25 protein-coding genes are annotated in these 22,466 nt (G+C 49.1%); 8 read left to right on the forward strand and 17 right to left on the reverse strand.

Annotated features, from left to right (window positions below):
* The first annotated feature begins 395 nt into the window (after positions 1–395).
* Together ACTNC3_RS05095 and ACTNC3_RS05100 are read left to right on the forward strand one after the other, a co-directional pair.
* Entirely contained in the window at positions 396–692 is a 297-nt protein-coding gene (locus tag ACTNC3_RS05095; RefSeq protein ID WP_154477530.1) for a type II toxin-antitoxin system RelE/ParE family toxin, read from the forward strand.
* Positions 693–721: 29 nt separating this feature from the next.
* Positions 722–1,774 (forward strand): HigA family addiction module antitoxin, encoded by a 1,053-nt coding sequence (locus tag ACTNC3_RS05100; protein ID WP_441226686.1) that lies wholly within the window; start codon positions 722–724, stop codon positions 1,772–1,774.
* A gap of 480 nt (positions 1,775–2,254) precedes the next feature.
* On the opposite strand, the gene ACTNC3_RS05105 is transcribed toward ACTNC3_RS05100, so the two are convergent.
* The 4 genes from ACTNC3_RS05105 to ACTNC3_RS05120 form a co-directional block, all read right to left on the reverse strand.
* Positions 2,255–3,316, reverse strand: a complete 1,062-nt coding sequence (locus ACTNC3_RS05105; protein WP_441226687.1) for a Fic family protein — start codon at positions 3,314–3,316, stop codon at positions 2,255–2,257.
* 303 nt (positions 3,317–3,619) lie between these two features.
* Positions 3,620–4,057 carry an SWIM zinc finger family protein gene (locus tag ACTNC3_RS05110; protein ID WP_441226688.1) on the reverse strand — a complete coding sequence of 146 codons (438 nt, stop codon included), beginning with the start codon at positions 4,055–4,057 and terminating at the stop codon, positions 3,620–3,622.
* 4 nt (positions 4,058–4,061) lie between these two features.
* The gene (locus tag ACTNC3_RS05115) at positions 4,062–4,673 is read right to left on the reverse strand and encodes a class I SAM-dependent methyltransferase (RefSeq protein ID WP_441226689.1); all 612 of its coding nucleotides are present in this window, start codon (positions 4,671–4,673) and stop codon (positions 4,062–4,064) included.
* Between the two features lie 170 nt (positions 4,674–4,843).
* Complete coding sequence (locus ACTNC3_RS05120; protein WP_441226690.1) at positions 4,844–6,019, reverse strand: HNH endonuclease domain-containing protein; 1,176 nt, start codon at positions 6,017–6,019, stop codon at positions 4,844–4,846.
* A gap of 432 nt (positions 6,020–6,451) precedes the next feature.
* On the opposite strand from ACTNC3_RS05120, the gene ACTNC3_RS05125 reads away from it, so the two are divergent.
* Positions 6,452–6,643 (forward strand): hypothetical protein, encoded by a 192-nt coding sequence (locus ACTNC3_RS05125; RefSeq protein ID WP_441226691.1) that lies wholly within the window; start codon positions 6,452–6,454, stop codon positions 6,641–6,643.
* A 545-nt stretch (positions 6,644–7,188) separates the two neighbouring features.
* Here the strand turns inward: ACTNC3_RS05125 and ACTNC3_RS05130 are convergent.
* The 4 genes from ACTNC3_RS05130 to ACTNC3_RS05145 form a co-directional block, all read right to left on the reverse strand.
* Positions 7,189–8,601, reverse strand: coding sequence for an ATP-binding protein (locus ACTNC3_RS05130; RefSeq protein WP_441226692.1), 1,413 nt, complete (start codon positions 8,599–8,601; stop codon positions 7,189–7,191).
* A gap of 136 nt (positions 8,602–8,737) precedes the next feature.
* Positions 8,738–9,424: an SOS response-associated peptidase gene (locus ACTNC3_RS05135; protein ID WP_441226693.1), complete on the reverse strand. Its 687-nt coding sequence runs from the start codon at positions 9,422–9,424 to the stop codon at positions 8,738–8,740.
* A gap of 884 nt (positions 9,425–10,308) precedes the next feature.
* Positions 10,309–10,446: a hypothetical protein gene (locus ACTNC3_RS05140; protein WP_441226694.1), complete on the reverse strand. Its 138-nt coding sequence runs from the start codon at positions 10,444–10,446 to the stop codon at positions 10,309–10,311.
* A gap of 19 nt (positions 10,447–10,465) precedes the next feature.
* Positions 10,466–11,674: a MalY/PatB family protein gene (locus ACTNC3_RS05145; protein ID WP_441226695.1), complete on the reverse strand. Its 1,209-nt coding sequence runs from the start codon at positions 11,672–11,674 to the stop codon at positions 10,466–10,468.
* Between the two features lie 75 nt (positions 11,675–11,749).
* Between ACTNC3_RS05145 and ACTNC3_RS05150 the strand changes: the two genes are divergently transcribed.
* The 4 genes from ACTNC3_RS05150 (at position 11,750) to ACTNC3_RS05165 (ending at position 14,408) form a co-directional block, all read left to right on the forward strand.
* Positions 11,750–11,932, forward strand: coding sequence for a hypothetical protein (locus ACTNC3_RS05150; RefSeq protein WP_441226696.1), 183 nt, complete (start codon positions 11,750–11,752; stop codon positions 11,930–11,932).
* Positions 11,933–12,017: 85 nt separating this feature from the next.
* Positions 12,018–12,158, forward strand: a complete 141-nt coding sequence (locus tag ACTNC3_RS05155; RefSeq protein ID WP_441226697.1) for a hypothetical protein — start codon at positions 12,018–12,020, stop codon at positions 12,156–12,158.
* Positions 12,159–12,210: 52 nt separating this feature from the next.
* On the forward strand, positions 12,211–12,945 hold the full coding sequence (locus tag ACTNC3_RS05160) for a LytR/AlgR family response regulator transcription factor (RefSeq protein ID WP_441226698.1): 735 nt from the start codon (positions 12,211–12,213) through the stop codon (positions 12,943–12,945).
* The gene (locus ACTNC3_RS05165; RefSeq protein ID WP_441226699.1) at positions 12,942–14,408 is read left to right on the forward strand and encodes an ATP-binding protein; all 1,467 of its coding nucleotides are present in this window, start codon (positions 12,942–12,944) and stop codon (positions 14,406–14,408) included. Before ACTNC3_RS05160 ends, ACTNC3_RS05165 begins: the two co-directional genes overlap by 4 nt.
* Before the next feature lie 141 nt (positions 14,409–14,549).
* On the opposite strand, the gene ACTNC3_RS05170 is transcribed toward ACTNC3_RS05165, so the two are convergent.
* The 9 genes from ACTNC3_RS05170 to ACTNC3_RS05210 all read right to left on the reverse strand — a co-directional run bounded on the left by ACTNC3_RS05170 (position 14,550) and on the right by ACTNC3_RS05210 (position 21,545).
* Positions 14,550–15,278, reverse strand: coding sequence for a YggS family pyridoxal phosphate-dependent enzyme (locus tag ACTNC3_RS05170; protein ID WP_410043672.1), 729 nt, complete (start codon positions 15,276–15,278; stop codon positions 14,550–14,552).
* 97 nt (positions 15,279–15,375) lie between these two features.
* Positions 15,376–15,954: a TIGR01440 family protein gene (locus tag ACTNC3_RS05175; protein ID WP_410043713.1), complete on the reverse strand. Its 579-nt coding sequence runs from the start codon at positions 15,952–15,954 to the stop codon at positions 15,376–15,378.
* Between the two features lie 676 nt (positions 15,955–16,630).
* On the reverse strand, positions 16,631–17,227 hold the full coding sequence (locus ACTNC3_RS05180; protein ID WP_441226700.1) for a hypothetical protein: 597 nt from the start codon (positions 17,225–17,227) through the stop codon (positions 16,631–16,633).
* Between the two features lie 29 nt (positions 17,228–17,256).
* On the reverse strand, positions 17,257–17,526 hold the full coding sequence (locus tag ACTNC3_RS05185; protein ID WP_441226701.1) for a hypothetical protein: 270 nt from the start codon (positions 17,524–17,526) through the stop codon (positions 17,257–17,259).
* A 1,009-nt stretch (positions 17,527–18,535) separates the two neighbouring features.
* On the reverse strand, positions 18,536–18,781 hold the full coding sequence (locus tag ACTNC3_RS05190; protein ID WP_441226702.1) for a hypothetical protein: 246 nt from the start codon (positions 18,779–18,781) through the stop codon (positions 18,536–18,538).
* 115 nt (positions 18,782–18,896) lie between these two features.
* On the reverse strand, positions 18,897–19,391 hold the full coding sequence (gene lnu(C) / locus ACTNC3_RS05195; RefSeq protein WP_075720925.1) for a lincosamide nucleotidyltransferase Lnu(C): 495 nt from the start codon (positions 19,389–19,391) through the stop codon (positions 18,897–18,899).
* Positions 19,392–19,495: 104 nt separating this feature from the next.
* Positions 19,496–20,461, reverse strand: a complete 966-nt coding sequence (locus tag ACTNC3_RS05200) for a recombinase family protein (RefSeq protein ID WP_441226703.1) — start codon at positions 20,459–20,461, stop codon at positions 19,496–19,498.
* Positions 20,462–20,774: 313 nt separating this feature from the next.
* Positions 20,775–21,059, reverse strand: coding sequence for a hypothetical protein (locus ACTNC3_RS05205; RefSeq protein WP_441226704.1), 285 nt, complete (start codon positions 21,057–21,059; stop codon positions 20,775–20,777).
* Between the two features lie 186 nt (positions 21,060–21,245).
* A complete protein-coding gene (locus tag ACTNC3_RS05210) occupies positions 21,246–21,545 on the reverse strand; it encodes a hypothetical protein (RefSeq protein ID WP_441226705.1) in 300 nt (99 codons plus the stop codon).
* 473 nt (positions 21,546–22,018) lie between these two features.
* On the opposite strand from ACTNC3_RS05210, the gene tnpA reads away from it, so the two are divergent.
* Positions 22,019–22,466 (forward strand): IS66 family insertion sequence element accessory protein TnpA (gene tnpA, locus ACTNC3_RS05215; RefSeq protein ID WP_441226706.1); only part of this gene is annotated, 448 nt, incomplete at its 3' end.

The following is a 22,466-nucleotide window of genomic DNA, read 5'->3' on the forward strand; positions in this document are numbered from 1 at the left end:
CGCAGAGTAGACAGATTTTCAGGGTAAATCCAGTAAAGTAAGCAGTATTTTTGGAGATATCCCATTAAGCAGATACAGCCTCTAAGGATCATTTGATACAATTCAATTATCCTTGGAGGCTATTATTATGAAGAACTCATTTACACTAGAGCAAATTAAAATCTTAGAACAGAATCGATATACGAAGAAGGTGTCTCCTTCTGTCATTAAGTTCACATCAGATTTCAAAGAGCTAACTTGAAAATTTAAATTCCAGTGAAAGAGTAAATTCCATCGGGATTTAAATTTTGCTGATTTTTGTTTACCTCTCAGGTAAACAAAAAATATTGATATTTATAGTAAATAAGGATATAATATATTTACCTCAAAGGTAAACTTGCGAAAGAGGTGATGGATTGGAAATAACATATAAAACTCGCAAGATTGAAAAGGTGTGTACAATCGCAAGCGAGGCAGAAAAGAAATATGGTTCAGAAATGGCCGAAAAAATCCATCAGCGTATAGATGAAATAGATGCATCCGATACTGTTGAAGAGATGGTTCAATTCCATATTGGAAGATGTCATCCATTAAAAGGAAATCGCAAAGGTCAATACGCAATGGATTTAGTTCATCCCTATCGACTGGTTTTTGAAAAAATAGGGAATGAAATTCAAATTGCAAACGTAATGGAAATTGTAGATTATCATTAAAGTTCCGTTTCATTTAAGGAGGTATTACGATGGTGAAAAGTCGCAGTTTTATTGCAACACCACCGGGAGCAACTATTAAAGAGCAGTTGCTTGATAGAGGACTTAGCCAGAAAGAATTTGCAGTACGCATGGGTATGTCCGAAAAACATATTAGTAAATTAATCAATGGCGAAGTTCAGTTGACTCCGGATGTTGCTGTTCGTTTAGAAATGGTATTAGGTGTTCCTGCTAAGTTTTGGAATAAACTAGAGTCCACTTATCGTGAAAAACTTGTAAAAGCCAACGCTGAGAATGACATGGATGCTGATAAGGAACTTGCAAAAAAACTACCTTATCGTGAAATGTCTAAAAATGGTTGGGTTCCTGAGACCAGAGATACAACCGAAAAGGTTATTTATCTTAGAAAATATTTTGAAGTTGTAAACCTTGAAATTATTGAGGATATGCAATTGTCAAAAATAGCATGTCGTAGATTAGCCGAAACAGAAAAAAGTAATCTTGCTCTATTGGCATGGGCACAGAAAGCCAAACTGGAGGCTCGTACTATTAAAACTTCATTAGTTGATTTAAAATCGCTTAAGAAAAGTTTGCCAGAAATAAGAAGCATGACCACAATGAATCCTTCGGATTTCTGCCCTAAGTTGATTGAGCTATTATCCAACTGCGGTATTGCGCTTGTATTTCTCCCTCACATTGGAGGTTCTTTCCTGCATGGTGCAACTTTCTACGACGGAAACAAAATAGTTGTTGGCTTAACAGTTTGCGGCAAAGATGCAGATAAATTCTGGTTTAGTCTATTCCATGAGCTTGGTCATATTTTACTTGGTCACATCAACCAGCCAAATGGAACAACCGAAGAAGATGAAGATGCCGCTGACAGCTTTGCAAAAGAAACACTAATTCCTACAGAAGAATTCAACACATTTACTACTCAGAATGATTTTTCAAAAGCAGCCATTTGTGCCTTTGCTCAAGAAGAACACATTCTTTGTGGAGTTGTTGTGGGACGTCTGCAAAAGGAAGGCTTCATAAACTATAATCGCTGTAATGATTTAAAGACCAAATATGTATTATCAGCGTAAATATCATAAGAGGTTATTAGTAGCAGTATTTTTCAACCTCTAAGTAGTCCATTACTACTAAGGAATATCTCGCAAATCCTTGCAAATCACGGCATTATAGTTATGTGCCTAAGTAGTAGAAAACGTAGTAATTTCAAAGATTGACGGTGTGAAATTTTTTCTGTAAATTGAGAGATCTTCTATGATAACTATGGCGGCTTAACGGCAGTTTTTTGCAGTTAAGCCGTTGTCTATTTAATAGCAAAAATAACCTGATCCAATCTGCAGCCCAGCTTTTAACGATGCTCTTACATCGAGAACATTTCTGTTCTCGTTTTTATTATGCTCAATCATTAAAAAAATCAAGGCTTTCACAGCCTGCATTAAACATTGCCGTGTGAATCCACTATGTGGAACGCCCTCACTTTCAAAACTCAAAAATTTTTCAAGTTTTGAAAGCGGCACCGCTGTCCTGCGCCAATGCCGCTGCCCTCTGCATCGTCACGTCTCTGTACTTCTCATGTATTTCGTCTTCCGTCCCGCACCGGTTCGTATGATGGCACCTTCCTCCACCAGTTTTTTTAGTGCAGACTCCACTGACGAACTTCCGAGCCCCGGGCATGCCTCCAGCGCATCCTGCTTGGAGAACTTCCCCAGTGTCCCCTGTACATACATCTTTACGATATCGTAAGCTGTGCTCTTTTTCCCGATCTGACCAGACAGACGCATACGGCTTTCAAGTTCCCTGTAGCACGATAGTATGATCGCCAGCATATAGCGGATAAACGGCTTCGGATCATTTTCCCCCTCTTGCCATCTCTGATCCGCCTGCTGCAGAACATCATAGTAGCTTTCCTTCGAGTCCGCGATCGCCTTTTCGATACTGATATACTGCCCGACCATGTACCCGCTCCGATATAAGAGCAGCAACGTCAGCAGCCGACTCATACGGCCATTTCCATCGTTAAACGGATGAATGCAGAGAAAATCCAGTATGAAGCACGGAATCAGAATAAGTGGATCCACCGTACCATCTCTGAGGGCCCGGTCATATGCATCACATAAACGCTCTACCGCCTCCGGCGTCTCATAGGGTTCCAGCGGTCGGAACAGCACCACCTTCTCTCCGCTCTCTAGCACCATATCGATCTCGTTTGGTGTCGTCTTGAATTTTCCGGCATAGGAAAACGCGGTATGCTTCAGCAGTTCACCATGAAGCTGCAGGATATAATTGCTCCGAATCGGAATCGCCTCATAGGATTCATGAATGATGTTCAGCGCATTCCGATACCCCAGTATCTCCGCCTCTGCCCGGTTTCCAGGCGTCGTCTTATCCTGCACCAGCTGCTTCAGTCTCGCGTTTGTAGTGACGATGCCCTCGATCCGGTTCGAGCTTTCCGTACTCTGAATCCGCGCAATCTTCACTAGCCGCTGCAGCTCAACCGTTTTCTGCTGCGCATACCCTTCCTGCTTCCCTTTATATTCATGAATCTGCGCCACATACGCCAGAATCTCATTATCCCAGGTTCTTTCCTTCAGCTTCGAGTAATCAAACGCTCTCATACATCGCCCTTTCTCCCAAAACGCCCATCTTTCTCCCAATTATACATACATTTTGGGAGAAAGAGGAGCACTCCAGGTGAAATCTTTCCGTGTGAATGCAGGTACTCTGAAGCGCGGAGCGTCCTATCATTGCCTGTCACCCGGAACTATATCCCCGTCTTAAACCATAAGGCTCTTTTGATTTATACTTAAAGCTGACCCAGGTCAAATTTCAGTATAAATCCGTTCTGGGCCAATGCCTCTGCCCTCGACATCGTCACGCCGCGGAACAGAGCGCCACCGGCCGTTTCCTTGCGCGCCGCCTCAATACCACCGACGATTTTTTATCTCCTCTAATTCTACGAGCGCATCATAGAGTTGCATCTGCAGTTCCTGCTTTTTAAGACTATTTACATATTTTTTCAAGTCGTCGTAATGCTGCTTCGCCCGCTCTTCCTCCTCGCGCTCCCAATTTTCCACCTGTTTCTTAAAATCTTCTGCCACTTTCGGTTCCGCTGTGAAATACAGCGCAATCATATGCTTACACACAACACGTCGCCCCTCGGCGAAAGGACAGGTGCACGTGGATTTTCTAGGATGAATCTTATCGACATGCACGACATAGCTGTTTCCATTGCTACCCTCTACCACGCCATCATAAGTACCATCGGCCGCTTCATTCCATGAAGCCACCATTTTATCTTCATAGTACTCCATGCCGCGCCAGACGGAATCCGCACTCGCAACTCCTATTAAACTCATATCATCAGGTCTCCTTCCTGAAAATCACATTCAGCCACTTCTGGCTTCGCCGGTCCGCGCGCACATCTTCGGATATCCAGCACGCTTCGATGCTGGCACCGCCTTCCACCTGAGCCAATGCTTCCACCCTCTGCTCTGTCATGTCGCAGAACAGGCGGCCGCTCGACGCTTCGGTGCGCTCCGTTTCGCCGTATTTCCAGGATGCGTAGAGCACGCCGCCCGGAACGAGTGCGCACATCAGTCGGTGGAACACCTCACCCTGCTGCCGCTCCTGTACGTGGAGCAGCGACGCGCACGCCCAGATGCCGTCGAAACATGCATCGTAATCCAACTCCTGAAAGCGCAGCTGTCGGACCTCCTGCTGCAGAAGCCGCGATGCAAATGCACACATTTCCTTCGACGCATCGATGGCGGTCACGGCGTAACCGGCCTGCATGAAGTGCAGACTGTCCCGACCGCTTCCACAGCCGGCATCCAGCACCGCTGCGCCCGGCGTGAGATACTTCTCAAAACGCTCGTAGCTTTCACTCATGTCCGCATGGAGCGTCTGATCCGCATAGGCGTTGGCGGGATCGTCATAATATGCTATCGTCTGGTTTTTCTCGTTCGTCATCATTTTTTACACTTAAAACTGATCCGTTTTACACTCAGATTTGACCCACCCTGCAGTGAAATTCTATGCATCCACGAGGTTTCTCCAATTATCCACCTACAAGTGTCCTGTTTTATAACGCGACATCGGAGACATATTCATCATTCAGAGCGACATGGTTTTCCACATTTCTCTTACCGGATAACCACATAATCTGTATATCTCCACAGACCGTAGCCCTGCAGCTTCGCGGCGTCATAGACCGGTCTCAGGTTGTGCTCGAGGATGTTCGTGAACTGCTCCTCGGTATTTCCGGGGATATACAGATTTTCGACCGCCCACATCGCATTGAGATTATCGCGGCGACACTTCTCGAAGGCCTTCTGGATCTGCTCGTGGCTGAAGACGGTTTCATACATCTTATACTGGAGCGCGGCCAGATTACCGAAGTAGAGATCCCACTCCGGGAGGCGGTTGCTCTTACTGGAATTCAGCCGACGCTCCATCGGGATGAGGTCCCAAAGCTCATCATTGGCGACGAAAGACCACGGCACGAAGTGATCAAGATCACTCTTTCGAACATCGATCTCGTGGCCGGAATAGATGTCGTGAATCGGCGTCGCGAGCGCATCCGCCACCTCTTTCCAGAGCGCCTTGGCGTTCGACAGCTTACGGCCGTTTTCATTTTCCGGCGCCAGCTTATAGATGATGCCCGGCACGCCCGGATTGCGATCCTGCAGGAAGCGCACCTTCTTCATCTGAATCCAGCCCTTGATAATCGGGTAGTTGTCGATGATCAGCCGGCGCCACTCCGGATGGATGCGGATTTTCTTCTCCAGACCCTTTCCGTCAATGATGATGTACGGAAGTGCGGTGTCCTGGTTCAGCAGGCTGATGTACCGGATCATCTCTCCAGACTTGTACCACATCTTATTACTGCCGCCGATTTCATCGAGGAAGGAGGACAGCAGCCGGTATGGAACATTGATCGTCAGTGTGAGCTTATCCGCCCGGATCTCCGCCTGATGCTGCTCAATGCCATGCATGATTTCATCCTTCGAGGACGCATAGGACATCTGATCATCCCGGTTGATGACATTGATCGCACGCTCCATCGCATTCTCGCACTTGCCCCGGATCGTCGGGCCGAGATGCAGCTTGTAGCGCGTCACGGAGTACCACGCGTCGCAGATCATCTCGTCGATGATCTTTTCGAAGCTGATGTCGCCTTCCTCGGTCGGCAGCAGGTTGAGGATTGCCTCCAGCCAGTAGAACTTATAGCACTGCGACGGATCGTCCAGCATACGCGCGAACTTACCCGTGTCCAGATCGTTCCTGTAGGAAGCATCGGTATGTAATACTAAGTCCATAGGCAGGCCTCCGGCGGTTAAAGATGAGCTACGTAAATACGAGATTTAATATGCTTCTGATTTTATCACATTCCTGCTGCTGTTTTGATACAATCATTTCATTTTCTGTGCGCCTGACGCAAAAGGTCGTTTTGATCGAGGGGGGGACATTATTTGTTTTCACGAAGTGAGGTTTTCCATTCTATGTGGCATTAACTTTTTTCGATTTTTTCGCAATCCCTGGAATTCCCCATCACGAAATTCTCAAAACCGGAGCTTGCAGGAATTACTGTTGAGCCCGTGGTCGGTCGGCGGCGTAACGATGTGGAGGGCGGAGGCATTGGATAAGAACTTTAGTAAGGATTTCAAATGAAGTCGCCGATTGACTTTTTACAGCATGCACGCCATCATGTTTATGAGGTAGTCTACACGTTTCGAAAGGGGACTTGAATTATGAAAACCTGGGCAGATTATAAAAATCATGTGAAGAAAATCGATTCTGATACAGCAAAAGAACTGGCAGAAATTGAAGAAAATACAAAGATTATTTCTGCGATGATTCAGCATAGTTATTCTCAGGCTATTGCAAAGCAGGGCAGAGCTATGGATGATGTATTTGATGATCTGGAAAGGAGCTTGAAGTAAAGCTGATGAGTCTTCTGGTTCGCTTTATATTTTGAATGTGATTTATGCGAAACGAGATCAGTTGAAGGCTTTAAAAAGCATGACAGTATAGATATCAACAGAACTTTCAGGATAATACTGGTAGAAATTATATCTTTATCGTAAGATGACGTGGAATAATATGGCAGCTCCGGGCGGACAGTGACGTCTGCGTCGGGGCTTATTTTTTTCTGGCTGTTGTACAGGTTTCTGTGCGGTTATTTCACGGTGAGATTCACACTTAAAATTGACCCGGGTCAGTTTTGAGTGTGAATCTTCATCGACTGCCGGGAGGCGCGGGCGCGCTGACTTTCGGGCACTGCTGCGCGCCGGCGGAGCGATGATGTAAGGGGCGGAGGCATTGGCTGAAGACATGGTAACGCCGGGCAGTTAATATAATTCAGATTATAATAATTTGAATTATATTAACCGCCCGGCGTTGTGTTTATACCTCTTCGGGTATATGGGGTCTGACCCCATTACGAAATTCTTAAGGTGAGTAGAGGTCGAGTGCCCCCTGCACTATGCTAGAGGCGCTGGTCTTCCTGTATCAGTAGAAGCCGTGGATTCTCTTCTGCGATGCTGGTCAGGCGGTCTGTGAATCCGCTTTTTGAGAAGAGTCCATAGATGATTTCGTAATCCTTAAAGGCTTTTGCCAGATCCGGAGATTTGGCTTTCTCCTGCAGGGATGCGTACACGGCGACATCTACCGGCTTCTGCTGGTATTTACACTCGCCGAGGAACAGACGTCTGTTTCGGTTGTCTACGGCAGCCACATCGATTTCGGTGTCGTCTTCATGGTCGTTGCACCAGTATGCACCGATGCGGGATGGTGTGAACTCGATCTGCTGTCTGCGGCACAGTTCTGCGAAAATATCGCGGCAGATGCTTTCATAGGAAAAGGCCACAAACTTCTGCTGAAAGTCTTTTTCCATCTGATCCAGCACGATCTGCTGATTTCCCAGTTCCAGCTCTCCTTTGAAAGGATATACATAGGTGAACCAGAATCGGATGAAGTTATCGGCTACATAATAGAGGCCTTTTCGGGAACGTTCCGGATTTTTCTCGGTGATCGGAACATGTTTCGCGACATATCCGAGGTCCATCAGCGTCTTCAGGTACGGTGTGATCGCAGCGCTGTCCTGTCCGATGCTAAGACCGATTTTACTCAGCTTGTGGTTTCCGTCTGAGATTGCTTTGAGCACAGAAAAATAATTCACCGGCGCCTGCACTTCTTCGTTCAGAAGGAAATCCGGTTCTTCATAGAGGAAACCGTTTTTCGACAGTATCACACGCTGAATCTGCTCGATCAGTGGCTCGTCCGGCTGAAAGAGCTCCATGTATTTCGGCACGCCGCCTGTGATGGCATACTGCATGACGGTATCTTCAAAGGACATGTTTTGCGTTACGTATACGTCGGTAAATGGCAGCGGCATCAGGCGAATCTGCGCGGTTCTTCGTCCATAGAGTGGGCTGTCATACGACAAGGCATGCTTTTTCATCATGCTGATCAGTGAGCCGCTGAGGATGAGCATCACATGGTGGTCTTTCAGTATTTCATCCCATGCATTCTGCAGTATCGAAGGGAAATCCGGGTTCGTTTTCACGAGATAGGGAAACTCATCGATGACCAGAACCTTTTCTTCATCCGGATGATCGTCTGCTACCAGCTGAAACAGATCCAGCCAGTCATCGAACGTGACTTTCGCGAGCATCGGATTATTCATGCCACGTGAAAGGACGGAGGCAAAGCGCTTCCGGCTCTGTGCTTCACTTTCCGTCGTCGCCAGAAAATAAAACGCACGCTTATCTTTTATGAATTCTTTGATCAGCGTCGTTTTTCCGACCCGTCTCCGTCCATACACGACGACGAAACCACTCTCTCGCGTATATTCCGCATTCAGCGTCGCGAGCTCTGACGCTCTCCCGATGAAGTCCATATAGTCCGCCTTTCTTAATTAATATAATTTGAATTATGATAATTTGAATTATATTATCGATGTTTGATTGTGTCAATCTTTGAGAAAATGGAGGTGCTGTATTTATACCTCTACGGGTATATAGTGTCTGACCCCATTATGAAATTCTTAAGAAGGTCATGTCGGTGATGGCATGCGGGAGGATGTCAGCGGGGTTTGTGGTCGGAGCAAGCCAGGAAAAAAGATGATCTTCGGACAGAATCAGCGGCATGCGGTCATGGATGAAGCGTATGCTGTCTGCGGGTTCGCGTGTCAGGACGACGAAGTGAGGAAGGCCGGCCTCGATGCGATAGAGTCCGCAGAGCCAGGTCATGGTGCTGTGCACGGGATAGATGGCGTACTTGTCGCCGGTTTTTGGCTTGCTGTCCGGGGCGCTTAGGTGCTCCCATTCGTAATAGCCGCTTGCGGGGATGATGCAGCGGTGGCGGATCCAGTCTTCGCGAAAGGTCGGTTTTTCGGCGGCTGTTTCGACGCGTGCGTTAATGAGGAGCGAGCGGGCATTGTAGCCCCACTGCATCGGAAAAACCGCAGGCTGGCCGTTGCGGTCAGGCGCGATAACCGGCGCGAGGTCGGTCGGGCGGATGTCGAGAGGCGGGATTACGTTGGGTGTAGAAAGTGCCGTCGGAGACAAGGAGCCGTGAAGCTGTGCCTCTGGAGTCCGCGATGAGAGAAAGCTGGCCTGCAGAGATGATGTCTGGGCGTCGAGAGCAAAGGCTTCAGATTGTGTGGAGGGCCAGCGTTGCATCAGTGGGGAGCGGTTCATCTGCGCGATGATTTTCTGCATTTCCGGACTTTCTTTATCGATGTAAAAGCGACAGCACATAGACAACTCCTATGGGATCAATGCATGTTAAGTTCCTGCAGTGAGTGTTGTTTTTTACGCGGTTCATTGCGAGGATAGACTATATTTGATTATAGCTTGTTCGGTCAGTCACCACAATGTACTGGCAAAATGAGGCTTTCGCAAAGTGATGTTTTCCGGTCTATGTGACATTAACTTTTTTGGATTTTTTCGCAAGCCCTGGAATTCCAGACGGTGTGACATTATGTACCTTTCGCAAATTCCGGATTTCCGCTGCGCATGCCATTAACTTTTTTGAGTTTTCTCGCAATCCCCTCGATTTCAGAAGTCGTGACATTAGGGAGTTTTTACAAAGAGACGATTTTCTGGCTGCATGACATTATGTTTTTTCGCAGAGGGGACAATTCTGGAAGGCGTGACATTATGTTTAGTGCGCCGAGAGCCCTTGCCGAAGCTTTTTCAGCGAGATGTCGTGGGGCGAGATAATGTCACTGGTCGAGAAAATGGTATATTTGCGTCAAAAACCGGAAATCTGCTCGAGAATTCTCTGCCGGGATTCGTCAGAGTTAATGTCATAAGGTTGCCGGGAGGCAAGTCTGCGAAAAACATAATGGCAGGAGGACGATTTACGACGAGTCTGCGAAAAACATAATGGCAGGAGCGACCGGAAAGCGCTTTTTGCGAAAGCCAGTCACAGGAACGGCGGAGCGATGATGTAGAGGGCGGAGGCATTGGCCGAGGACATAGCAGTGCCGGGCAGTTAATATAATTTAGATTATGATAATTTGAATTATATTAACCGCCCGGCGCTGTATTCATACCTCTTCAGTTATATGAGTTCTGTACTGATTGGGAAGACGGCGTGGTCAGTCGTCCTCCGAGAGGATGTCGCGGCGGAGGATGTGCCGGAGGTCTGCGCTGCTGAGGTCCTGCACGAGGTGAGTGACGAGGGCGATGGTGGCGTCGATGTCAACGGTCCTGCAGAAGTTGTAGTGACTGTGCACGTAGCGGCTCGCCTCTTCATCACGCGTTGAATACGTACTTGTCGAGGCGGTCAAATGCTTCCTGTACTCTCGAGAGTGGAAGTGCGAGGTTGATACGTAAGTGGCATGGGCCGTGGAACATACGACCGTCCTGACAGGCGACGCCGACATCCCATGCAGCCTTTTCGACATCTTCGATGGTCTTTCCGTGCTTCTCACACCACTCGCTGCAGTCAACAAACAGCATATAGGTTCCTTCCGGACGGGCTACAGAAACACCCTCGAAGTGATCCCGGATATAGTTGCAGGCATAATCGATATTTCCGGTGATGACTTCGCGGAGCTCTTCAAGCCACTCATATCCTTCCGGCTGATAAGCACCGATCAGCGCGTGCATGGAGAGGACATTCATGCTGTTATAGTGTCCTAAGCTGGACTCCTTTTCTACGCGGTCACGGATATGTTTGTTATAGATGATGTGGTAGCTTCCGATCAGACCGGCGAGGTTAAAGGTCTTACTCGGTGCATAGAGCGCAACGGTACGCATCTTCGCATCCTCCGATACGCTCTGTGTCGGGATATGCTTATGGCCGGTGGTGATGATATCGGACCAGATTTCATCTGAGATAACCATGACATCATGCTTCTTATAGATCTCCATGGCCTTTTCGATCTCCCAGCGCTCCCATACACGACCACAAGGGTTGTGCGGTGAACAGAAAATCGCTGCATGAATCTTATTCTCTACGATTTTCTTCTCCATGTCGTCGAAATCCATACGCCATACGCCGTTCTCATCCTTTACGAGATCACTGTGAACGATGTGATAGCCATTGTTCGTCAGACTGTTGGTGAAGCCGATGTAGGTCGGCTTGTGAACCAGGACGTTATCGCCTCTGGAGCAGTAGACATTAAGTGCTGAAATCACGCCGCCGAGAACACCGTTTTCATAACCGATACACTCCGGGGTCAGGTCGGTGACGCCGTTTCGGTTCTTCTGCCACTGGATGATGGCGTCGTAATACTCTTTGCGTGGGGAGAAGTAACCATATGCCGGGTGCTTCGCCCGCTCGATGATGGCTTTCGGAATCGTCGGAACGGTCGGGAAGTTCATGTCGGCTACCCACATCGGGATGATGTCGAAGCCGTCTTTCGGTGGCTTCGGGGCCATCTTCATCTGACCGAGCGCTTCTACTGCGATCGCGTCTTTACCGACACGATCCATAATTGACGTAAAATCATACTTCATCTTCTTATCTCCTTTAACTATACTTTTTAAAATTATACCATCACGCCTTATAAATAGTACATGGAGATTAAACAGATGAAGCTGGCAGTAATTTATGATTCAAAAAGCGGCGGACCGTGTGGAGCCTGCCGCTTTTTAAATGGAAGGATATTTATCCGACTGGGAAACGCTTTTTGTGAAAGCCAGTTACAGAAACTGCGGCATGACGATGCGGAGGCCGGAGGCATGGACCGCCGCGAAATCGCAAGATGTAGTTAAGCATACACAAGATGTACTGTCGCTCTTTCGGGGAAGGATTATAATTTATATAAGATGCCGATTCCCTTCCAGGATGGGGTATAATGTGATCAGAGATCGCACGGTCGTGGTGCGGAGAACTGCGGTGAAAGCCACGACCGTGCAGGTCGACTGCATCAGCCGAAGGCGCCGGAAGCGTGCCACGGCGTGCAGGGGCTGGCTGTGGCGGACGAAGCTGCAGCGGTGAAAGCCACGAGCGTGCAGGTCGACTGCATTAGCCTGATCAGAGGGGGAGCGGTATGAAGATCGCGATTGTAGATGATATCAAGGGCGAGGCGGAGCGTCTTTCGGGCCTGGTCGCGCACTACCTGTCGACGCATGGACTGTTCTGTGATCAGACGGATCTGTTTGCGAGCGGGGAGGCCTTCCTCGAGCACTTCGAGTCGACACGTTACGATATCATCTTTCTCGACATCTATATGAGCGGTATGACCGGCATGGAAACGGCGCGGCGGATCCGGGAGCAGGATACGAACTGCAGTCTTCTCTTCGTGACGACGTCGCCGGATTTCGCCATCGACAGCTACGACGTGAATGCGACCTACTATCTGCTGAAGCCGGTGAATGAGGCGCAGGTCACGCGGGCGCTGGACCGCTGCAACATGGACCGCATCGAGCGCGACCGCTATGTGATGGTGCCGTCTCAGGGGAAAAATGTGCGGCTGTTTCTGCATAACATCGCCTACACGGAGTACGTGAGCCGGCGGATCATGGTGTACATGAAGGATGGCGGGACGCTGGAGGTGAATCTGAGCCAGAAGGAGTTTCAGCAGCTGCTGCTTCCGTTCGACTGGTTCTGCGACTGCATGAAGGGCGTCCTCGTGAACTTCGAGGATGTGCATAAGCTGCAGAGCGACCGTTTCGACATGAAGTGCGGTGCCACCATCGCGATCAGCCGACTGAAGTACAGCGATGTACGTGAGCGGTACCTCGACTATACCTTTAAAACGCTGAGAGAGGGGCAGGCGCTATGACCGAACTGATCATCAACGAAGCACTGAATACGTTTCCGTTCCTTTTTGTGGGGTACCTGCCGGCGCTGGACAGTCTCCGCTCTTCGAAGCGGCGCACCCTTCTACGCATACTCCTCTGGGAGTGCGGATATCTATGCATCTTCGGGCTTCTGGTGAAGCTCGGCTTCCCTGCGGTGTACGTGCAGTACCTCGCGGCCCCGCTGTTTCTCGTGCTGATGATGCTGAATTCCCGGACGGACAGGTGGATCATCCTCTTTCATTTTATTTTTACGATCGACTATCTGCTGGCGATCCGCGCCGCGACCTTCTTCCTCTGTGAGAACAACATCGCCCTCGATTTTTACAGCTGGCAGGCCGGCGTCGTGACGCTCGTCATGACGCTCAGTACCATGATTCCGATGTCTACATTTCTGCACGAGATCCTTAGGACGCTGATATCCGTCGAGATCCATGATTTCTGGATGACGGCGTGGCTGCTTCCGTTCGTCGCGACCACGATGATCCTGCTGCTCACCGGCACGATCCGGGACGGCCATGTCGGCAGTCTCGCGCTGCTCGCCCGTATCCTGCTGCTGCTCTGTATGTTCATGCTGAGTCATCTGCTGATCCTCTTTATGAAGAATCTGCAGGAGCAGATCATCACGAACGAGCGAAACAAGACCATGGAAAATCTCCTGCGCGTCCAGACGGAGCAGTTCGAGATGCTGAAGACGCGCATCATGGAGAGCCGGCGCGCCCGCCACGATTTCCGCCATCATCGCATGGTGCTGAAGGAACTGGCGGACCGGAATGACCTCCATGGGATCCGGACCTACCTCGCTGAGTACACTGCAGAGCACGTGGATACGCCGTCGAAGACCTACAGTAACAACCCGACCGTGAACGCGGTCGTCGCTTACTACGCGGGGCATGCGGAAGCCGCCGGGATCCGCTTCACCGCCCGTGTACAGCTCCCGGAGCGTCTTCTGATTCCGGACCCGATCTTCTGTGTCCTCCTCGGAAACCTCCTCGAGAATGCCGTCGACGCCTGTAAGACTGAGCTGAGTCGTGGCGCATCGTCGGGCGCTGCTTCTGCCGAGGCCAATGCCGGCGGACTCGTCACCGAGGTGGATACTGTTCCGGCCGCAGCCGACAGCCTCACTGCCTCCACCGCGGCCACGGCGATCGATCCGCGCGTCGGCGTGTCCTCGGCTGCGGATATCCGTTCTGATCAGGCCATCCGCGTGATCGTAAAGCAGAACGGCGACGCCTGCCTCTCCATCGTGGTCGACAACACCTGCAGCCGGAAGCCGATCTGGGACGAGGGCGAGCTCGTCTCCACGAAGCACGAAGGTCACGGCGTCGGCACTGTCTCGATCCGCTACATCGCCCAGCGCTACGACGGCGATGCCCGCTTCGAGTGGCGTGACGGCATCTTCTACGCCTCCGTCATGCTGAATCCACAGAGCCCACCGAATCCATAAAAACACAGCATCGTAAACGAACAGCCGGGTGTTTCCACCCGGCTGTTTTTCTGTCTTAAGAATTTCGTAAGGGGGTCTGACCCCATAAACTCGAGTTTAGATTCCGTTTAGAAAAAATTAATGGGGTCAGACCCCATTAATTTACGCCTTCGCGGAGTAATCGCGCGGGCCGTAGATGGCGGTGCCGATGCGGACGATGTTAGCGCCTTCCGCGATGGCGAGCGGGTAATCGCCGCTCATGCCCATGGAGAGGTACTGCATGTCGACGCTGCCGGCGTAGCGCTGTGCGGCTTCCTCGTAGAGTCCGCGCATCTTCGCGAAGAAGCGGCGGGTCTCGTCTTCGCTGGCGTCCGCCGGCGGGATCGCCATGAGGCCACGAATATCGAGGTGCGGGGTCGTCGCGAGCAGGCGCTCAAACAGAGACCAGAGGCCGTCTGCATTGACCCCGCTCTTACTGCTTTCTTCGCCAATGTTGACTTCCAGAAGGATATCCTGCTGAAGTTCCCGTTTCGCGGCTTCCTTCTCGATCGCGAGGGCGAGATGCTCGCTGTCCACGCTCTGGATCAGCGACGCACGGCCGACGACCTTCTTCACCTTGTTTGTCTGAAGATGGCCGATAAAGTGGCCCGGCTTCCCGAGGTAGGCGCCCGCATCCGTCTTCTCGACGAGCTCCTGTACGTGGTTCTCGCCGAAGATGTCGATCGGAAGCTCTGCGCTCGCCCTGACCTCCTCGACGGTACGTGTTTTGCAGGCCGCACAGAGAAGAATCTCCTCCGGCTTCCGTCCTGCACGGATCGCCGCCTCGGCCATCGTGCGGCGGATCTCCGCGACCGCCTGCTGCATCCGCTCCATCTGTTCCTGTTCTATCATGCCTGTCCTCCCTCAAACGCTGTGTAGTGCGCACGCTCACCGCCCCATAATCTCGGGCGTGTTTTCGCGCAGACTACATGTGCCGCTATCTTCTCTATCATGCCTGGTCTCCCTCGTACGGCGTATAGTGCGCACGTTCGCCGCCCCATAATCTCGGGCGTGTCTTCGCGCAGACCACGTGTGCCGCGCCGATCTGTGAAATACGCAGTCTCACCGGCACGGCGACGCGCTTCAGATGCATCCCGATCAGCGTATCGCCGATATCGATCCCGGCGTCCGCACGCACTTCCTCGACCGCTACCGGGTCCTCGAAGTGCTGCCAGCAGGTCGTCGCCCAGCTGCCGCCCGCATGTGGCCACGGGCAGACCGACACGATCTCATAGCCGTTTCGAAGCGCACACGCACGCTCCACGATCACGGCACGGTTCAGATGCTCACAGCACTGCGCCGCGAGATCGATGCCCTTTTCCTGCAGCACCGGCGCGATCCCCTGATACACCGCATCCGCGACCTCCATACTGCCGATCTTCCCGATGTGCCCGCCGAGGATCTCACTCGACGAACAGCCCACCACAAGCACACTGTGCTCGCGAAGCTCCGTCTGCTCCAGCAGCGCACGGATCACCTGCGACGCCTCTCTCGTGATTTCATGTAATTCAGAATCTGTCATATCGATCACCTCGCTTTATAAAACAACAGGATAGACTTTTTACTTTCCCTAGTATAGTGCACCGCCTGTCCGAAGAGAATATCCAGTTACCGGAAATTAAATGATGCCAGCCCACTTACACTCGCAAGGGGCTGACACCGTCATTTCATGTTCGCGACGCGATTTGAACGCGCGACCTTCCGCTTAGGAGAACCATTGAACATTTGTCATCTGTGTTCACCTATGTACAGGAAAGTCGCTATCCGTCAGGCTTTTTTCGTATTCCGAGTCGCTCCGTGTTCGTCCAAGTTCACCGATGTCGTTAGATGTTCACCGGTTCATTTTAGCAGTTTTTTGGATTTTTCTAAAAAGGGGAACAAGAACATTTTTCATCTACCGCCAATTTTAGCACTTTTTCGAGCAAAAACCCATCTGCAGTCGAACCGCGAGTCTAAACAGAATATCTCACATCTCCCTGAAAAGCACTCGCTGGGGAAAACGATAATCTCGCCTATCGGCTCGATGTACGTTGGCCGCCAAATGTCCGTATGAGCAAGCTCATCCGTCCGCTTGGCAGCTTATCGCACAAAAAGAGAGTATTGCATTCCCGGTTCGAATGAAATCCGAGTTTACAATACTCTCTATGTAAGTGGTGGGCCGGTGATCCGGCCCTTATTTTAGTTCAGGCTCTTCGCCAGGCTTGTCAGCAGCGCTGCCATTTCCGGATTACTGAGTATCTTTGCCAGAAGGTCAGGATCCACACCTGAAGGGGCTGCTTTTGCTTCGGATCCGGTTTCAGCCGGTGACTCAATACTGTCTGAACCCTTCCCGCTGTAAAAGGCTTTCTCAAACAGTGCTGCGTTGTTCTTACGGTCGGCGGAGCCACATAAATCACATTTTTAGAATTCGCTTTCTGAGTGATTCGGTGCACGGAAGGAGTCTTCAGAAGCTGCATATAATACTTCTCCAGAACCCGTGCTGTCACGTCACTGAGCTTCATACTGCCGATGATCGGCGATATGTAATGCTCGATCAGAGCCGTATTGCTTCCGTAGACGGACATGGACCATGTGGTCTTGCCATAGAGAGCAACATACTCTTTCAGCAGCTCATCCACCGTCTTGCACTGATGGATCACCATAGTGCCTATTTCCTGCCGATATTCAATCTCAGCTTTCCGGCGCTTTGCATCGGCCATGGTCTTGAAGCTTTCCCATTTCTGCTTTCGCTTGCCGGTTGCTTCATCGTCGTAAAGGTAAACGACATTGTAACGGTTATTTCTCTGTACAATGGATGCCATTGTCTTTCACTCCTTTCTTAGTTCTCGCGTTAGAGTTTCTGCTGAAACAGGAACCACTTGATATCATCCCGGGTGATCAAAAGCAGTCTGGCCATTTCCGGCATCGTCATGGATGCGGCTTCCAGCTCTGCATCTCGTTCCCGGTCAGCTTGGGTTCGATACTTGGTCTGCGTTTTGTACCATGCCTCAAATACATCCTTTCGGATACGCATCCAGGTATCTACCTCAAAGGTCTCAATGTGATCCCGTTTGATCAGGGTATAAGCCGTGTCATCGGATACACCGAGAAGATCTGCCATTTGTTATCCCCACATTTGTCCTCGACACCCCTGGGAACTGACAGGTGCTCTGACCTGCCGGGAATGCATTCAGGCGTCTGGCTGCTACCAGATCCATGGGAATCTAACCCCTCCGTGGTTCTCACCGAGCTGCGTACAGAAGTATCATTGTGCTGTGATGGATCAATGCTGTATATCGGAAGCAATCCGATACTTACAGGCCGGTTCACGCTCCCGCCTTCTATTGGCGATCGTTGCGTTCATCCGCTGATGTGGCTCCCCATCACAGGGCTGTGCCTGAAGAATGGTATGTAATTTTCAAGGTTCCTGTAGAGGAGTCGTTTGGCTCCTTACATGTACAAGTTTAGCCCGTACGGATGGATATTTTTAGGTACCGGCTGTACGGGTTGCCCGCCCTAGTTGTACGGATTTGCTTTAGTTTCACTACCGCAAAGGGGCATTACGACAAAAAAATTAAAAAAAGCAGGTCCAGACACGCTGAAATAATTACTCAGTGTATCTAGACCTGCCTTTTGGGCTGACGGGCTGGTGCCCTTGTCTATCTTTTACTTACATTTAATTCGATTCTAACTCATTTTAATTCATTTCGTGTTGAGTTAAATTTGTTTTTAACTCGTTATTGTGAGTTAAAATGCGTTAAATGTAAAATGTCCCGCCTTCTAACAGAATTTCCGAAGCGATGTCTGAACTTGCTTTTTCGTGCAAATTGAGATCTTTTGAACTTGCTTTTTCGTGATCTCGGATTAATTTCGGTGCCCAGTGTAAGAGGGAACAAATCAACTTTATATTTGTGCTGACCGCCGGGATGGCTGTACGCGAGCCGCATTTTCAGTGATTCATCGCAACCACCATTTTGATACAATCCAACGATTGCACCCCTTTTGCACCCCCTCCATCCGGGCATTGGATTGGGCTACTCGTCATTTTATGGAGGGTTGCAGAGTAGTCTTTTCTTTCACGAAAAAAGAGATATCAACGCGCCAAGGTCAATATCTCTTTCCTCTTATTATTATTCACTTGTCAAGCTTTCGCAGCATTCTTCTTCCCAAGCAAAATGTTCTTCTGAGCATTTTTCGCACCGATTAAAAGCATCATCCATGATAATTCCCATGTCGGCCATGTCCGCTATGAAATTGATGGGATCATCGATTGGAACCATACTACCACAAGTCTCGCAGTGAACATAGATGTTGTTTTCTCTAAGCGGATGAAATGAAATAGTCCCGTCCTCGTTTGTTATTCTCAAATAAAGCATATCGAAATACCTCCTTGTTTTGGTATGTCTATATACGCTCTATATTAAGAAAATAGCAACGATAATTCACACTACATAATCAACAAATTTGAAATCGTCAAACTGGAATTTACAGTTATCTATACTCATTTGGAATTTCGATATGAAATGTCTCACACAATAGCTTCACATCATGTACATCATTCTCATCAAATTCATATCCCAAATGGAACATTACTTGACTATATGGTTCAATACAAGAAACCTCTATCTCCTCAATTTTTCCTTTACCAGAAAAAGTTTCTACCGGAAAGTTATCCCCCTCATAAAGAATTTCACCTTCGCCCGTATATTCAAAACAATGCAAATCAACAATCCTGTTTTTCGCATCTTTCCATACAGTATGGTTCAATGTTGTATATTCCATCTTAATCTCATAAAAGTCATTAGCTTTCATTATCTCTATAAAGTTCTGATAATCTTTCTTTTCTACAAAAATATCAATATCGTTATGGACTCTTGACTGATGTCCAAGCAACGCATCTACCCCCCAGCCACCATCAAGAAAGACTTTAATCTCGGCATCTATCGCAAGTTGAAGAATCTGTTTTACATCTGTAATATTGACCATCTTATCATCTCCACAAATTCAAATTTTCTGTTCCCTATAAAATTAGTTTATCGGGATTTACCAAATCGCCAAACAACGAGTCATAAAACTCTTTAAACCAATATTTACTCTTTCTTCCCAGTGTACCTCTTGGCCTTTCTGGTTACCGTACCATCTACATGGCGTTCAATGTTGCTTCTGCTCTCACGCATTTCCTGAACTGCCCGGAACGTCTCTCGTGAGATGATAGACGGGTGATGATCCTCCTGGATGTATTTCTGATGTTCTCCGTTGTTTGGTATTCGCTTCTTCTCCGGGAAGTTAGGGGAGAAGGTCTTATAGAGAATGACATCACCGACATATTTCTCATTGGCCAGTATGGTTTCGATGGAACGCTTCGACCAGGTCGTTTTTCCCCTGGAAGTCAAAATTCCCTTTTCTTCCAGATACTTCTTAATCCCGCCGATACTATATCCATCCAAGTACATCTGGAATATCTGCCGTATTACCTCTGCCTCCGGATCGTTGATTACCAGGCTGCCGTCTTCAGCGTTGCTGTATCCGTAGCATTTCCGGTTATATATTTGTGCATCCGGGTTCTGGGCAGCCTTATCCAGGCTCCACTTGATATTCTCACTCTTGTTCTCAGACTCGCCCTGGGCAATGGCTCCATAAAGGCTAATAGCCAGCTCTGCTTCGTTGTCAAAGGAATACAGCTGCTCGTTCTCAAAGTAGACAGGGACATTCATCTTCTTCAGTTCCCGGACAATAGTCAGAACATCTACCGTATTTCTGGCAAATCGGCTGATGGACTTGGTGTACACAAGAGTCACTCTCCCGGTTCTACAATCGTCCAGGAGCCGCATTAAGTTCTTACGGTTATCAGATGTCCTGCCGGACTGAATGTCCAAATAGACGTCATACAGCCGCGCCTGCTGACTATTAGCCACATCCGCAATAAGGCCGGAAAGCTGGTGACCAATGCTCACGACTTGTGTTTTACTTGCAGTGCTGACACGGCAATAAATGCCAACCTCATATCTTGACGGCGGTAATGGCGGATGCTGTTTCAATTTTTTAACGATAGCCATAATGCCCTCCTGCGTTATCGTTATAGAGTACACCCGTATAGGCTGTTCTCATTATAACTCAGATTAGGCTAACTGTATATAAAAATGTAAAAATCATTGAAAATAAAGGATTTTGGGAGTACGGATAACAGCATACTTTACATTCATCGTAACCACCATTTTGATACAATGAAACGATTGCACCCCCTTTTGCACCCCCTAAATAAAGGAGATGCCCCCTCCATCCGGTTATTGGATTAGACTACTCTTCATTTTTTGAAGAAAGAGTAAAAGACGGCACCGTGGATCAATACCTCCACGGTGCCGCAGTATTTTAGAAATACATTTTCAGAAGAGTCTCCAATGCCTTCTGTGCCTCTTTACGGTAGTATTCCGTATCTCCAACCTTGTTGGCACTGAAGTTCTGCGTGTCAACCTGGTCAAAATCCGTAATTCCCTCCGGAGCTGTGCCAAGGACTTGATTGCGAACACGATTCGCCGCATCATGCTTCAGATGCATTCGGCTGGCGAATTCCTCCCCCTTGTAGCCCATTCCCATGAGAAGCATAGCAAGGCAGTGCTTCGGAGACTTGTCCATCATGGCCTCGAACTTAGCCACAATTCTCTGTTGAGCTTCAGAAAGGTTCTCCTCCTCAATGAGGGCCTGATCTGCTGCTGGAGCTTCTGCCAGGGTAAGCTCATTCTCATCCTGCTGCTCTTCAATGCTGACCTTGGCGATCAGCTTTCTTTCAAACTTGCCCTTGTTCGGGCAGTTGGTACAGGATACCCGGTTATCACCGGTCTTCTACGAGCACTCCTTGTATGTACCATCCGGCTGTGGAATCATGCAGCGTCCCTCCGTAGGTTTCGGCAGCTGTTCTCTCTGCCAAGAATTAAACTGCGCCTTTGCCACAGCTTCAAATTCCTTCGGTACTGCTTTCAGGACAGCCTTTACAGACTTCCCGGCTTTCGTGATGGTTACAACGCTTTCTTTGTTAGTCACATTGTTCTGGACATCTTCCTCATCATAAGGAGTGAAAACCAGCACCTCATCAGCCTTCAGCGGTTCTCCATTGTAGTTCACAGTAACGTTCTTCTTTGTCATAGTCTTGTCCTTTCTGACCGAATGGGTCAGAGGGCAAAACAGTGACTGACGTCCTTGGAGGTACTGCCCCAGCCGAAAATGAACGCACTTGACCGGGGGTACTTCCATCACTAATTGCGCTCGACCTCTCGGCCTGCAAAAATTTGTGATGAATGTGTACCCCGCCTTCGGACGTCACTCCGGCGGTATTACATTTTTTTGAGCATTGAATGCTCAGATGGCAGCGCAGTGATCTGTGTTGCCGTCTCAGAATTCAATCTGGAGCCTTTTCGCGGAATAAAAAAGACAGCCAGGGAACACCCATCTTGGGTATTCATCCTGGCCGTCTTGCAGCTCTGTGGATGTTATGCAGCTTCTTTGCGTACTGGCATCTCAACCAGATCATAGTCACCATTCGACTTTAGCGTAAAAGTCATATCGTAAGCGCTCAGTGTCAGTGCGGCTAGTTTGATACTTTTGAAAATGCCATAATCATGGAAAACGAGAGTATTTTAGTCTCAGTCTTCCCACTGGCATTCACAGTGGTGGATCATTTCACTACACTGCCGCTTCCACTATGGGACTATTTTACTCTACTTAAGAAGAGAGGAAGTCCCATGATGAATAAACGTGCACCTCGCCGCTCTGATGAAGAGTGGCATCAGATCATACTCGCTGCCAGAGCATCCGGCTTAAGCGACTTTGAATACTGTAGAGATAACAGCATCCCGACCAGTACATTTTACCGGGCACTCGCTCGATTGAGACAGCAGGCCTGTGAGCTTCCGGCCAGATCTGAAAGGCTCGAGTGCAAGCAGGAGGTTGTTCCGATAAATATATCAGAGCTCCCGATCAGCAGAGAGGATCGACTGCATCCGGTCTCACACGTGGTCGATGAACCATCACCTGCTTCATTTGAAGCAACGATGCGCATCACATTTG

It is taken from the genome of Oribacterium sp. HCP3S3_B9 (genome assembly GCF_052064255.1).
GTDB lineage: Bacteria > Bacillota > Clostridia > Lachnospirales > Lachnospiraceae > Oribacterium.